This window comes from Streptomyces sp. A2-16 (assembly GCF_018128905.1).
Taxonomy (GTDB): Bacteria; Actinomycetota; Actinomycetes; order Streptomycetales; family Streptomycetaceae; genus Streptomyces.
The window spans coordinates 8,378,393-8,391,528 of record NZ_CP063808.1 but is presented as its reverse complement, the minus strand read 5'-3'; the positions used below and the strand labels follow the sequence as shown (position 1 = coordinate 8,391,528).

The following is a 13,136-nucleotide window of genomic DNA, read 5'->3' as shown; positions in this document are numbered from 1 at the left end:
TCAGCTCGTGCGCAGGTACTTGGGCGGGGGCGGTTCGGACTTCGCCGAGTCCTTGTTCAGTGTGGCCGACAGCCACTTGTCGTACGACGCCTGCCAGCCGGCGGTGGTGTCCTTGCGGTAGTCCACCAGGATCTGGTTGACCCGGCGTACCAGATCGTCGGCGTCGCTCTTCATCGCCACGCCGTAGTACTCGGTGGTGAAGGGGGAGCCCTTCAGTTCGACCGTGGGGTCCTGGGCGGCCTGGCTGGCGGCGAGGGCGCCGTCGGTGACCACGGCGTCGACCTCACCGAGCTGAAGCCTGACGAGACAGTCGAGCTGGTTGGGGACGGGGGGATAGATGATCGCGGAGGAGACGAGTTCCTTGGCCTTCTTGTCGTCCACCAGCTTGGTGTTCGCCGTGGAGCCCTCCGCCGTGCAGATCTTCTTCTTCGCCAGCGTGTCGTCGTAGCCCTTGATGTCGGAGGACTTGGGGGCGAGGACCTGCTGGCCCGTCTTGAAGTAGGGCGCGGAGAACGCCACGTCGGCCAGGCGCTTGCAGTTGATCGTCATGGTGCGGACGACCATGTCGACCCGGTCGTTCTGGATCGCCGGGATGCGCTGGTTGGTGGGGATCGCCTTGAACTGCACGGCGTTCGCGTCGCCGAGGATGTCCTTCGCGATCCGGTGCACCAGGTCGATGTCGAAGCCCTCCAGATCGGCGTGCGGCCCGCCGTTGGGGTTGCGGTAGCCCCAGCGGTAGCTGTTCTGGTCGACGCCCACGATCAGTTTGCGCTTCTCGCCCTCGCGGGCCTTGATCTTCTCTATGGTCGGGCCGTCCGCGCTCGACGGGGACAGTGTCTGCTCCTCGGGGTGCGTCCTGATCGCCGGGTTGTCGCACGGATCGTCGTCCGCCGCCTGCTCGGCACGGGTCACGCCCGGGCCGCCGAGGCCCGTGCTGCCGTCCGTGGGCGGCTGGGTCAGCGGCAGCAGCAGCGCGAAGGCGAGCACCAGGGTGCAGACGGCCGCCATCGCCCCGACACCGCCCCAGCCCCTGAGACCGGCCCGCACCCGTCCACGTATCCGCATCCGCATCGTCACGCCCCCTCTCACCGGTACTCCGACAGCCTGCGCCCGATGCCGAGCACCGCGCCGGCCGCGCCCAGCACCGCCAGGACGGCGGCGCCCACCGACAGGCCGGTCATGGCGCCCAGACCGTCACCGGCCGAGCGCTGGAACTCGGCCTCCTCGTGGGTCAGGGCGATGGCGAGGTTCCGGTCGACGCTGTCGAAGCACTCGCCCGTCGCGTCCTTGTCGCCTATGACCCGGTTCAGTGCCGCTTCGTAGTTGCCGTAGTCGTCCTGCTCGCGGGCCGCGGTGTGGCGCTGCTTCCACACGGTCATGTTGCCCTCGGCATCGGTGACCGGCTTCTTGCCGCTGCTGTCGTCGGCGAGCTTCGACGCCTCGGCCAGGCCCTTGCCGAGGGTGTCCATGTCCTTGTTGAAGTCGTAGTCGTAGGCGTCGTAGGTGACGTCCTTGCCCTGGGCGTCCTTCTTGACGACCGTCTCCGCGCCGCGGGCCACCAGCGTGAGGTTCTCGTTGCCGCGCGCCTTCAGAGAGGCGATGCGGGCGTCGTGCAGGACGTTGAGCGAGCGCACTCCGTGGTCGTAGGAGTCGTTGAGCCCCGCGCGCGCGACGGTGTGGCCGACGACCAGCCACAGCAGCACCACGGTCGCCGTCGCGGTGGCCGCGACCAGGCCGTGGTTGAGGACCCGGTTGGTGCGCCGGTAGTTGCGGTGCTGGGCCCAGGCGAGCCCGGCGAGCGCCAGGACGCCGAGGCCGATCGCCGCCCACGGGTAGGGCGTGGCCTCGGCGTAGTCGGCGCGCAGCCGCCGGTTCTCGCTCGTGTAGAGGTTCTGCGCCTTCGGGAGCATCTCCTCCTGCATCTTCTCGTTGGCGTAGCGCAGATACGCACCGCCGACCGGGAAGCCCTGGCGGTTGTACGTACGGGCCCGCTCCACCAGGCCCTTGTACTCCGGCAGCAGGGTGTTGAGCTCGGCCACGGTCCTCGCCGCGGGGGAGTCCGGGTCGGAGTTGGAGGCGGCCTCCACCAGACCGGCCGCGGCCCGGTCGATGTCCGTCTCGTACCGGTTGCGGGACGCGTCCGTCTCCTGGCCGCCGGCGAGGAAGCCGCTGGAGGCCGCGGTGTTGGCGTCGGCCAGGTAGCGGTAGATGTCGGCGGCGGCGCTGCTGAGCGGCTGGCTCTTGTGCAGCACGTCGTCCGCGGCGGCGGCCCGGTCGTTGGTCTGCCAGGCGGTCACCGCGCCGAAGAGGACGACGAGCAGGGCGAGCGCCGCACCGATGATGCGCAGCCGGCCGGGCTCGGTGGTGGCGGCCGCGCGCACCTGGTCGAAGCCCTCGGCGAAGGCCGTACGGCGGGCGGGCGCCCTGTCCGGCGCGGAGGCGGGCGGGGGTGCCTGCGGGGCCGGGGGACCCGGCTGCGGCGGCACGGCCGGCATCGTGGGCACCCCGGAACCCGGTGGCGCCGTGCTGCTCTTCGGCGGGTGTGTCACTGTTTGACCTCCCCCATGGTCATCCGTCGCCGCAAGTATCGCTGCCGGGACCGACATCCGCACCGGGCTTCACTCGATCTTGATCGGATCGCAGTGCTTCGCCCGCCCGGCCGCGCCCCCCGCACCACCCCTTGCCCATGAATACGCCACCGGAATCGGTTCGGTTCCCCCCGGGGGCGCGTAGGGTCGCCGTCGTGCGCGGGGTACGAGTGCTGATGATCGGCGGAACGTCCCATACCGGCAAGTCCACGGTCGCCGCGGCGATCGCCGAACGGCTCGGCTTCGAGCACCGGTCGACGGACCTGCTGGCGAGACATCCGGGGCGGCCGTGGCGCACGCCGGAGCGTGAGGTGCCGCCGCATGTCGCCGAGCACTACGCGACGCTCGGCGTCGACGAGTTGATCGACTCGGTCCTCGCCCACTACGCGCGGCTGTGGCCCCGCATCGAGGAACTCGTCAGGGCGCACGCCGACGGGCCGGGCCTCGTGCTGGAGGGCTCCGCGCTGTGGCCGGAACGGGTGGCGACGCCGGACGTGCCGCGCGCGGCCGCCGTGTGGCTCACCGCCGACGAGGACGTCGTACGCGCCCGGATCCGTGCGGCCGGGCGCTACGACGAGGCGTCGCGGGCGGAGCGGGCGTTGATGGACACGTTCCTGGCCCGGAGCGTGCGTTTTCAGGAGCTCATGGTGGAGGCGGTCGACCGGCTGGGGCGGGCCCGCGTCGACGTCCGTGACGGCATGGCCGTCCCCGAGGTCGCCGACGCGGTGCTCGCTCAGGTCTCGTAGTACGCCCGCGTCCTCGCCTGCACCTCGGCGGGCGCCCCCGCCCGGTCGAGGCCGAGGAGCGCGGCGCCCAGGACCGGACTCGCCGTCACCACCCGGGGTACGGCCTTGGGGGCGCGGGCGGCCAGCAGTTCCCGCACGCCGTCGTCCAGTTGGGGATGGCGTGCGGCCAGGACGCTGCCGCCCAGCAGGACCGGGGTCTCCTCGTCGAGGAGGTCGAGGCGGGTCAGGGCCACCGTCGCCATGGACACCACCTCCTCGGCCAGGCGGTCGACGATCGAGCGGGCCACGGGGTCCTGGGCGGCGGCCGTGGCGAAGAGCACCGGCGTCAGTTCGTGGCGCCGGGCGGGCGCGATGTCCTCCATGTGCAGGGCCTCGATGAGCGCGTACATCGTGGGCAGCCCGAAGTGGTGCGGGAGCACGCGCGCGAGTTCGGTGTCGACGCCCCGCCCGTCCTCCGCGCGGGCGGCGTGCCACAGCGCCTCCTCCGCGAGGCCCCAGCCGCCGCCCCAGTCACCGGAGATCCGGCCGAGCGCGGGAAAGCGGGCGGTACGGCCGTCGGGCCGCATGCCGACGCAGTTGATGCCCGCGCCGCACACCACGGCCACCCCGCGCGGTTCGGTGACGCCGGCCCGCAGGATGGCGAAGGTGTCGTTGCGGACCTCCACGTCCGGGCCCCACGCGCGCGTGCCCAGCGCCGCCGCCAACTGCTCCTCCTCCACCGGGAAGTCGGCGTTGGCCAGACACGCCGAGACGTGCTCCACGGAGCTCACCCCGGCCGCGGCGAAGGCCCTCCCGACCGCGTCGGCGACCGTGTCCACCGCCTTCTCCACGCCCACCACGGGCGGCCGGAACCCGCCGCCGCGGGCCGTGGCGAGGACGCTTCCGTCGGCCGCCACGACCGCGACGTCGGTCTTGCTGTTGCCCGCGTCGACGGCGAGGACGCATGCGGTCAGGCCCACGCGAGATGCTCCCGGTTGTGTGCGATCAGTCGGTCGGTGAGGCCCTCGGCGTACTCGTACTGGCCGACGAGGGGGTGTGCGAGCAGCGCCTTGAGGACCCGGTCCCGGCCGCCCCGCAGGGCCGCCGCCAGCGCCAGGTCCTCGTACGCCGTCACGTGCGCCATCAGGCCCGCGAACAGCGGGTCCACGGCCGGTACCGCCAGCGGGGTCGGCCCCTTCGGGCCCACCGCCGCCTGCACCTCGATCACCGCGTCGCCGGGCAGGAAGGGCAGGGTGCCCCGGTTGAGGGTGTTGACCACCTGGTAGGGGCTGCCGCCCCCGCCGAGCAGCCCGGCGGCCAGGTCGACCGCCGCCTCCGAGTAGTAGGCGCCGCCCCGCTTGGCGAGCAGCTCCGGCTTCTCGTCCAGGGCCGGGTCGCCGTACATCGTGAGCAACTGCCGTTCCATCGCCGCCACTTCGGCGGCCCGGGACGGCTTGGTGCGCAGTTCCCGCACGACCTCGTCGTGCGCGTAGAAGTAGCGCAGGTAGTACGACGGGACGACGCCGAGCCGGTCCAGGAGCGGGCGCGGCAGGTGCAGGTCGCCGGCGATCGCGTCGCCGTGCTCGGTGAGCAGCTTGGGCAGGACGTCCTCGCCCTCGGGGCCGCCGAGGCGTACCCCGGTCTCCCAGGTGAGGTGGTTGAGGCCCACGTGGTCGAGATGGACGTCGGAGGGGGTGAGGCCGAGCAGTCCGGCGAACTTCCGCTGGAAGCCGATCGCCACGTTGCACAGCCCGACCGCCTTGTGCCCGGCCTGGAGCAGGGCACGGGTGACGATCCCGACCGGGTTGGTGAAGTCGATGATCCAGGCGTCCGGGTTGGTGCGGCGGACCCGTTCGGCGATGTCGAGGACCACCGGGACCGTGCGCAGCGCCTTGGCGAGGCCGCCCGCGCCGGTCGTCTCCTGGCCGACGCAGCCGCACTCCAGGGGCCAGGTCTCGTCCTGCTCGCGGGCGGCCTGGCCACCGACGCGCAGCTGGAGCAGGACGGCGTCGGCGCCGTCGACGCCGGCGTCCAGGTCGGACGTGGTGACGATACGGCCGTCATGGCCCTGCTTGGCGAAGATGCGCCGGGCGAGGCCGCCGACCAGCTCCAGACGTTCGGCGGCCGGGTCGACGAGCACCAGCTCCTCGACGGGCAGGGTGTCCCTGAGGCGGGCGAAACCGTCGATGAGTTCGGGGGTGTAGGTCGAGCCTCCGCCGACCACGGTGAGTTTCATACGCGGTTAACCCTTCACTCCGGTCAGCGTGACGCCCTCGACGAACGCCTTCTGCGCGAAGAAGAACACGAGGATCACGGGGGCCATGACCAGCACGGTCGCGGCCATGGTGAGGTTCCAGTCGGTGTGGTGCATGCCCTTGAAGGACTCCAGGCCGTAACTCAGCGTCCAGGCGTTCTGGTTCTCCGAGGCGTAGATCTGCGGGCCGAAGTAGTCGTTCCAGGCGTAGAAGAACTGGAAGAGGGCGACGGCCGCGATCCCCGGCTTGGCCATGGGGACGACGACCTTCAACAGGGTGCGCAGATCGCCGCAGCCGTCCACCTTCGCCGCGTCCACGTACTCGTTGGGGATCGTCATCAGGAACTGCCGGAGCAGGAAGATCGAGAAGGCGTCCCCGAACGCCATCGGGATGATCAGCGGCCACAGCGTGCCCGACAGGTCGAGCTGCTTCGCCCAGAACAGGTACATCGGGATGATGACCACCTGCGGCGGCAGCATCATCATCGAGATCACCAGCATCAGGGACAGATTGCGGCCCCGGAAGCGGAACTTGGCGAGCGCGTACGCCACCGGGATCGACGAGACGACGGTGAGGACCGTTCCCAGTCCCGCGTAGATCAGTGTGTTCCTCCACCAGGTCAGGAAGCCCGGAGTGTCGAAGACCTTCCGGTAGTTGCCCCATTCCCAGGTGTGCGGGACGAGATCGCGGCTGAGTGCCTGGCTGTCGCTCATCAGCGAGGTCAGGAACACGAACACGAAGGGCAGGGTGAAGAACAGGGCGGCGGCGATGCCGAGGGAGTGGATCGCGACCCATTCGAGGAGTGCCTTGCGGCGGGCGGTGCGTTCGGCGGGGGACGCCGGGGTCTTCAGCTCCACCGGCCGGTCCAGTACTTGGGTCATGGTCAGTCACCTGCCTGGATGAGACCGCCCCGGCGCCGCATCAGGAACGCGGTGAACACCATCGACAGGGCGAAGAGGACGAGGGCGACGACACACGCGGAGCCGTAGTCGAAGCGCTGGAAGCCGAGGTTGTAGACGAGCTGGGGCAGGGTCAGCGTGGACTTGTCCGGGTAGCCGGGCTCGAACTGCGTGCCCGCGCCCTGGATCACCCCGGAGGCGACCTTCCCGGCGATCAACGGCTGTGTGTAGTACTGCATGGTCTGGATCACGCCGGTGACGACGGCGAACATCACGATCGGCGAGATGTTGGGAAGGGTGACGAACCGGAACCGCTGCCACGCCGACGCCCCGTCCAGCTCGGCCGCCTCGTACTGCTCCGTGGGCACGTCGAGCAGCGCGGCCATGAAGATGACCATCAGGTCGCCGATGCCCCACAGGGCGAGCAGGGTGAGCGCCGGCTTCGACCAGGTGGGGTCGTTGAACCAGCCCGGCGCCGGGATGCCGACCTTCTCCAGGATCGAGTTGACCGGGCCGGTACCGGGGTTGAGCAGGAACGCGAAGGCCATCGTGGCGGCCACCGGCGGGGCCAGGTACGGCAGGTAGAACAGGGTGCGGAAGACACCCGTACCCGTCTTGATCTTCGTGATCAGCATGCCGATCCCGAGTCCGAAGACGACCCGCAGCGAGACCATCACGACGACCAGCCACAGGGTGTTGCGCAGGGCGGGCCAGAAGAAGGGGTAGTGCTCGAAGACGTAGGTCCAGTTCTTCGTCCCGCTCCAGGTCGGCGGCTTGAAGCCGTCGTAGTGCATGAAGGAGAAGTAGAGCGTCGACAGCAGCGGGTACGCGAAGAAGACCGTGAAGCCGATCAGCCAGGGCGACATGAAGGCGGCCGTGCGAAGCGCCGACCTGCGGCGCTTCGACGCCAGGGTGAGGGTGCTCATCGCTACTTCGCCTGCGCGATGTCCGTGTCGATCTGCTTGGCCGCGTCGGCGAGGCCCTTCTTCAGGTCGGTGACCTTGCCGCTCTCGTAGGCGTAGCCGAGCTCCTGGATCGTCGTCAGGTACACACCGCCGTTGATCGAGGACGGGGCGGTCGTCGAGTTCGGGTTGGCGGCGATGTCGAGGAAGGTCTTGAAGCGCGGGTCGTACTTGAGCTTCGGGGACTTCAGGGCGTCGAGCGTCGAGGGCACGTTGTGGATGGCGTTGGAGAAGCCGACCACCGCGTCCGTGTCCGTGGTGATGTACTTCAGGAACTCCCAGGCCGCGTTCTGCTTGGTGCTGTTGGCGGCGATGCCGGCGATGGTGCCGGTGATGTAGCCCTTGCCGTACTGGTCCGCCTGGTCGTCGGGGACGGGCAGCGGGGCGACACCGATCTCGAAGCCGGGCTTGGCGTCCACGGCCATGCCGAGCCGCCACTCACCGTCCAGCTGCATGGCCACCTGGCCGGTCTGGAAGGGGTGCTTGGGGCCCCACTCGTCTCCCAGTCCCGCGCGGTACTTCTCCAGCTTCCGGTAGCCGCCGAGGTCGTCGACGAGCTTCTTCTGGAGGGTGAAGGAGGCGGCGACGGCCGGGTCGCCGGCGATCGTGGACTTGCCCGCCTTGTCGAAGTAGGTGGGCGAGAACTGGCCCATGTAGTGCTCGGTCGTGGTCTCCCAGCCGTGGTAGTTCGGCATGAACCCGAGCTGCTTGAACGAGTCGCCCTGGGCGATCGTCAGCTTCTTGGCGTCGGCCTCGAACTCGGACCACGTCTTGGGCGGCGAGGTGATGCCGGCCTTCTCGAACGCGGTCTTGTTGTAGTAGAGCCCGTACGCGTCGCCGAGGAGCGGCGCGGCACAGCGGTCGCCGTCGAACTGGGTGTACTCGTTCATCGCGGCCGGGAAGGTCTTGTCCGGGTCGATGGCCGACTTCTTGAAGAACGGGTTCAGGTCGACCAGCGCGCCCGAGGAGCAGAACTTGCCCACGTTGTTCGTGGTGAACGACGAGATGACGTCCGGGGCCTTGTCACCGCCCGTGCGCAGCGCCTGGTTGATCTTGTCGTCCGTCATGTTGCCGACGACGTTGACGTGGATGTTGGGGTGCGCCTTCTCGAAGCCGGCGACCAGGGCCTTCACTCCCGCCACCTCGGAGTCCGCGCTCCAGGCGTGCCAGAAGTTGATGGTCGTCTCCTTCGACGCGTCGTCGTCGGCGCCGGAGGAGGACTGGCCGGTACAGGCGGTGGTGACGAGCACCGCGGACACGGTCAGGGCAAAGGCCGCTTTTCGGGCGGCTGAGGGTATGGCGGAGGAGATGGCTGTGCGCATGACGGGGTCTCCCAGGGACGGGCGGTGAGATGAGGGGTGTGGGGGAGTACGGGGGTCAGCGCGAGGTGTCGAAGACCTCGTCGCGGGTGGCCGCCAGCGCGCTCTCCAGCGCGCCGCGCAGCACGGGGTGTTCGTGGACGTCGCCGACGACCAGGCGGGGCCGGGAGGCTGCCAGTTCCTCCAGTTCGGCCTGGACGAGCGCGCGCAGGGTGTCGCCGCCGGCGGTGAGCGAGGCACCGCTGAGGACGACGAGTTCGGGGTCGAGGACGGAGACGAGGGAGGCGAGACCGGTGGCCAGACGGGTGGCGTAGGTCTCCAGGAGCAGCCGGTGCAGGACGGTGTCCTCGGTGGCGGCCCGCTCGACGAGGGCGGCGGCGACCTCGGCGTACGGCCCCGACGGGATGTCCGTCATGCCGAGCTCGCGGGCGAGGCCCGGAATGGCCTGGGAGCCCGCGAGCTCCTGATAGCCGCCACTGTTGGCCTTGGTCACCTGTCGTACCAGGGGTGCTCCGGGAACCGGCAGGAAACCCACCTCTCCCGCGCCCCCCGTCCAGCCGCGGTGCAGTCGGCCGCCGAGGACCAGGGCGGCACCGAGACCGCCCTCGTTCCACAGCAGCACGAAGTCCTCGTGTCCGCGGGCCGCCCCGAGCCGCTGCTCGGCGACGGCGACGAGGTTGACGTCGTTCTCGTACTCGACCGGCATCGGCAGCGCGGCGGCGATCTCGTCGAGGAGGGTCGGGGTGTGCCAGCCGGGGAGGTGGGAGGCGTAGCGCAGCCGGCCCGTGCCCGGGTCGAAGGCGCCCGGGGTGCCGATGACGAGCCGGTGGACGTCGCCGCGCGCGAGCCCCGCCGCCTTCACCGCGCCGTCGAGGGCGTCGGTGACCTGCCGGACGACGGGCTGGGCGGGTCGCCTTCCCGGGGTCGGCAGTTCGTAGGAGCCCACCTCGCGGCCGGTGATGTCGGCGACCGCGGCGAGGATGCGCTCGGGTGTGACGTCGAGCCCGGCGGCGTACGCGGCGGTCGGGTCGACCTCGTACAGCTGGGCGTTGGGACCCGGCCTGCCCTCGCTGGTACCGGTGGCGAGGACGAGCCCCGACGCCTCCAGGCGGGCCAGGAGCTGGGACGCGGTCGGCTTGGAGAGGCCGGTGAGCTTGCCGATCCGCGTACGGGAGAGGGGGCCGTGCTCCAGCAGGAGGTCGAGCGCGGCACGGTCGTTCATGGCGCGGAGTGTGCGTGGTGTGCCTGCCATGGGTGCCCCTCTCCGTGACTGCCGGACGACTTTACTGTCCGGCGACTGTTAGGAAGGTTTCCTATCGGATGCAGGGAACTTAGGTCTGGACCACCTGTCCGTCAAGAGGGAAACGACAAACCGCCCCCACAGGAAACTGAGTCGTTACCTGTGGGGGCGGTCGGGGAGGGGTGGGCGGTCAGCGCACGTCGACGTAGTCGCCGGCGGCCGTCGCCGAGCCGGTGGTGGCCGTGCCCGCGAAGACGTAGCGGTAGTAGCCGTCCTTGGTGGCCTTCGTCGTGGTCCTCAGGGCGCCACCGGTCCCGGAGGTCACCGTCTTGACGGTGGTGTAGCTGTTCGACGCCTTGGCGCGGAACTGGAGGGTGGCCTTCTGGGAGACGTAGCCGGTGTACTTGCCGCTTCCCCAGTCGGCACGGGTCAGCTTGCCGGTGACCGTGATGGTCGCGCCCTTCTGCACCGGCTCGGGCGAGGCGTCGGCGGTGAGCTTCGCCGCGCGCTTGACCTGGACGCCGCTGCCGAGGGGCCCCCACATGTCGTAGTTGTAGCCGAAGCTGATGTGGCCGTCGGAGTCGTCGTCGTCCTGGTCGATCTGGCTGTAGAAGCCGGCCGCCCGCCAGGTGGTGGCGTCCGCGGTTTCGAACAGGGAGTCCTCGGGGGTCACGGTCAGCGTCTCCGTGCAGGCCTGGGTCACCGTCGTGGCCGTCGTCGCGGTGGTGGTGCAGGAGGGCGCGGTCTCCGGCTCGACGGTGTTCTCGGGCGACGCGAGCCGGCCGCGGTAGATCGTGACGCCCGCGAAGGTCGTCTTGTAGTCGAGGGTCAGGTCGGACGGCCGGGTCAGCGTGTAGGAGACCGGCACCTTCACCGTGGCGGTCGTGCCCACCACGATCGCCTTCCCCTTGTTCACGGTCACCGCGGAGAAGGACAGATCCGGGACGGTGGCGGCCGAGGCGGCGGGTGCGACCAGGCCGGTCAGGGCCAGGGCACCGGACGCGGCGATGCCTATGGCGAGCTTTCTCATGTGTTCCCCACATTCGAAACGGGCCCCTGGGCGTTGCGCTCCAGAACAAGGGCCCGTCGTGCGGGTGACGTTAGATGATCATGCTTGTAAAGGGAATGTGCCCTTCACGTGGAAGTGGTGAGAGTTCGGCTACTTCGGCGCCGGACGCTGGATCGGTGCCGCCGCGAGCGGGGAGGCCGCCGCCGACTGCGGGGACTCGGAGTTGGAGTAGACCGACGGGGCCGCGACCGCCGAGGTCGGGTCGGCGGCCTCCTCCTCGGGCAGCACGGTGGCGCCGCCGACGATCCGGATGTCCGCCGCGTCGAAGGCCCGCTTGATGCGCCAGCGCAGCTCGCGCTCGACCGTGAGGGACTTGCCGGGCATCGTCTTGGCGGAGACCCGCACGACCATGGAATCCAGCAGGACGCTGTCCAGGCCGAGAACCTCGATCGGGCTCCACAGGAGCTCGTTCCAGGGCTCCTCCTTGCTCATCTTCTCCGCGACCTCGCCCAGCACCCGCTTGACCTTGTCCAGGTCCTCCGAGGCCCGCACGGTCACGTCCACGCCGGCCGTCGCCCAGCCCTGGGAGAGGTTGCCGATGCGCTTGACCTCGCCGTTGCGGACGTACCAGATCTCGCCGTTGTCACCGCGCAGCTTGGTCACCCTGAGGCCGACCTCGATGACCTCGCCCGAGGCCACGCCCGCGTCGATGGTGTCGCCGACGCCGTACTGGTCCTCCAGGATCATGAAGACCCCGGAGAGGAAGTCGGTGACGAGGTTGCGGGCGCCGAAACCGATCGCGACACCCGCGACACCGGCCGACGCCAGCAGCGGGGCCAGATTGATCTCGAAGGCGCCCAGGACCATCAGGGCCGCGGTGCCCATGATGATGAAGCTCGCCACCGAGCGCAGCACCGAGCCGATGGCCTGGGAGCGCTGCCGGCGGCGCTCGTTGTTGACGAGCAGACCGCCGATCGCGGTGCCGTCGACCGCCTGGGCGGTGCGGTTCATCCGGTCTATCAGCTTCGTGATGGCCCGCCGCACGACCATTCTCAGGATCCCGGCGATCACCAGGATCAGCAGGACCCTCAGACTGATCGCCAGCCAGGTCGACCAGTTCTGCTCGACCCAGCTCGCGGCGTTCGTCGCGCTCTCCTGGGCGTCCTGGAGACTCGGCACGGCCGGCGTCGAGGTGTCCGAGGGGGACGGCGACGGCGACGGACTCGCGGCCAGTAGGACGGCGGACAAGGACACGGCAGGTACCTCCAGGTGCTGCGTCTGCCTTCCGGTACGGCGGTCAAGGTCACGAAAAGGTCACCGGTAAAGCAGGCTCACCACACTAACGGTGCATCGTGTGTGGATCGTTGCAATGTCCGGGGGAGAGACCGCTCTCACCTGGGGATGAAGAATGGTGTGGTCGAAAACACTCTCAGCCCGTTACCGGCACATGGTGGCGTTTCTCCCGGCCGAGAGGGGAGACTGACTGCAGATCGTCCCGGCGCGAGCCACGCGCCGCCGACGCCCAAGGAGGCATCCGTGCCGCATGTCCTGGTACTCAACGCGTCGTACGAGCCTCTCGGCGTCGTACCGCTCCGCCGCGCGCTCGTCCTCGTCCTGGAGAACAAGGCGGTCTCCCTCGAGGAATCCGGCGCCTTCATGCACAGCGCGACCGTCACAGTCCCCGCACCCAGCGTGGTCCGGCTCAAGAGGTTCGTCAGGGTTCCTTACCGGGGGCCCGTCCCCCTCACCCGCAGGGCGCTCTTCGCGCGCGACGGGGGCCGGTGCATGTACTGCGGTGGCGTCGCAACCAGCGTCGACCACGTCATCCCGCGCAGCCGCGGGGGCAAGCACGTCTGGGACAACGTGGTGGCGTCCTGCCGCCGCTGCAACCACGTGAAGGCCGACCGCCATCTGTTCGAGATCGGCTGGCGGCTGCGCCACAAACCCGCTCCGCCCACCGGTCTGGCCTGGCGCATCATCGGCACCGGGCATAGGGACCCGCGCTGGCTGCCGTACTTGCAGCCGTTCGGCGCGGAGGACGCCATGGCCCGGATCGACGGCATCTCAGCCTGACGACGATCCGGGCCTTTGTGTTGCCGTACGCGGCTCCGTTCCGGCCCCGGAGGCCCCCCGTACCTC

At 69.9% G+C, this 13,136-nt stretch carries 12 protein-coding genes; 2 read left to right on the top strand and 10 right to left on the bottom strand.

Annotation, left to right across the window (positions count from 1 at the left end; all coding sequences use genetic code 11):
- Both IOD14_RS37645 and IOD14_RS37640 read right to left on the bottom strand, forming a co-directional pair.
- Nucleotides 1-1,065: a glutamate ABC transporter substrate-binding protein gene (locus IOD14_RS37645; protein WP_123992649.1), complete on the bottom strand. Its 1,065-nt coding sequence runs from the start codon at nt 1,063-1,065 to the stop codon at nt 1-3.
- Between the two features lie 20 nt (nt 1,066-1,085).
- On the bottom strand, nt 1,086-2,495 hold the full coding sequence (locus IOD14_RS37640; RefSeq protein WP_123989293.1) for a hypothetical protein: 1,410 nt from the start codon (nt 2,493-2,495) through the stop codon (nt 1,086-1,088).
- 248 nt (nt 2,496-2,743) lie between these two features.
- Between IOD14_RS37640 and IOD14_RS37635 the strand changes: the two genes are divergently transcribed.
- Nucleotides 2,744-3,334 carry an AAA family ATPase gene (locus tag IOD14_RS37635; RefSeq protein ID WP_249126170.1) on the top strand — a complete coding sequence of 197 codons (591 nt, stop codon included), beginning with the start codon at nt 2,744-2,746 and terminating at the stop codon, nt 3,332-3,334.
- Here IOD14_RS37635 and IOD14_RS37630 read toward each other — a convergent pair.
- From IOD14_RS37630 to IOD14_RS37595, 8 genes are all read right to left on the bottom strand, one after another.
- On the bottom strand, nt 3,322-4,293 hold the full coding sequence (locus tag IOD14_RS37630; RefSeq protein WP_123989292.1) for a BadF/BadG/BcrA/BcrD ATPase family protein: 972 nt from the start codon (nt 4,291-4,293) through the stop codon (nt 3,322-3,324). The genes IOD14_RS37635 and IOD14_RS37630 overlap by 13 nt on opposite strands.
- Nucleotides 4,284-5,549: a 6-phospho-beta-glucosidase gene (locus IOD14_RS37625; RefSeq protein WP_123989291.1), complete on the bottom strand. Its 1,266-nt coding sequence runs from the start codon at nt 5,547-5,549 to the stop codon at nt 4,284-4,286. The genes IOD14_RS37630 and IOD14_RS37625 overlap by 10 nt, the downstream gene beginning before the upstream one ends.
- 6 nt (nt 5,550-5,555) lie before the next feature.
- Nucleotides 5,556-6,449: a carbohydrate ABC transporter permease gene (locus IOD14_RS37620; protein ID WP_123989290.1), complete on the bottom strand. Its 894-nt coding sequence runs from the start codon at nt 6,447-6,449 to the stop codon at nt 5,556-5,558.
- A 2-nt stretch (nt 6,450-6,451) separates the two neighbouring features.
- Entirely contained in the window at nt 6,452-7,393 is a 942-nt protein-coding gene (locus IOD14_RS37615) for a sugar ABC transporter permease (RefSeq protein WP_123989289.1), read from the bottom strand.
- A gap of 2 nt (nt 7,394-7,395) precedes the next feature.
- The gene (locus tag IOD14_RS37610) at nt 7,396-8,751 is read right to left on the bottom strand and encodes an ABC transporter substrate-binding protein (protein WP_212672642.1); all 1,356 of its coding nucleotides are present in this window, start codon (nt 8,749-8,751) and stop codon (nt 7,396-7,398) included.
- 55 nt (nt 8,752-8,806) lie between these two features.
- Complete coding sequence (locus tag IOD14_RS37605; protein ID WP_123989287.1) at nt 8,807-10,000, bottom strand: ROK family transcriptional regulator; 1,194 nt, start codon at nt 9,998-10,000, stop codon at nt 8,807-8,809.
- Between the two features lie 178 nt (nt 10,001-10,178).
- On the bottom strand, nt 10,179-11,018 hold the full coding sequence (locus tag IOD14_RS37600) for a hypothetical protein (protein ID WP_123989286.1): 840 nt from the start codon (nt 11,016-11,018) through the stop codon (nt 10,179-10,181).
- 129 nt (nt 11,019-11,147) lie between these two features.
- A complete protein-coding gene (locus IOD14_RS37595) occupies nt 11,148-12,251 on the bottom strand; it encodes a mechanosensitive ion channel family protein (RefSeq protein WP_212672641.1) in 1,104 nt (367 codons plus the stop codon).
- Nucleotides 12,252-12,533: 282 nt separating this feature from the next.
- Here IOD14_RS37595 and IOD14_RS37590 point away from each other — a divergent pair, with 282 nt between their 5' ends.
- Nucleotides 12,534-13,070 carry an HNH endonuclease gene (locus tag IOD14_RS37590; protein ID WP_093908392.1) on the top strand — a complete coding sequence of 179 codons (537 nt, stop codon included), beginning with the start codon at nt 12,534-12,536 and terminating at the stop codon, nt 13,068-13,070.
- The last annotated feature ends 66 nt before the right edge of the window (nt 13,071-13,136 follow it).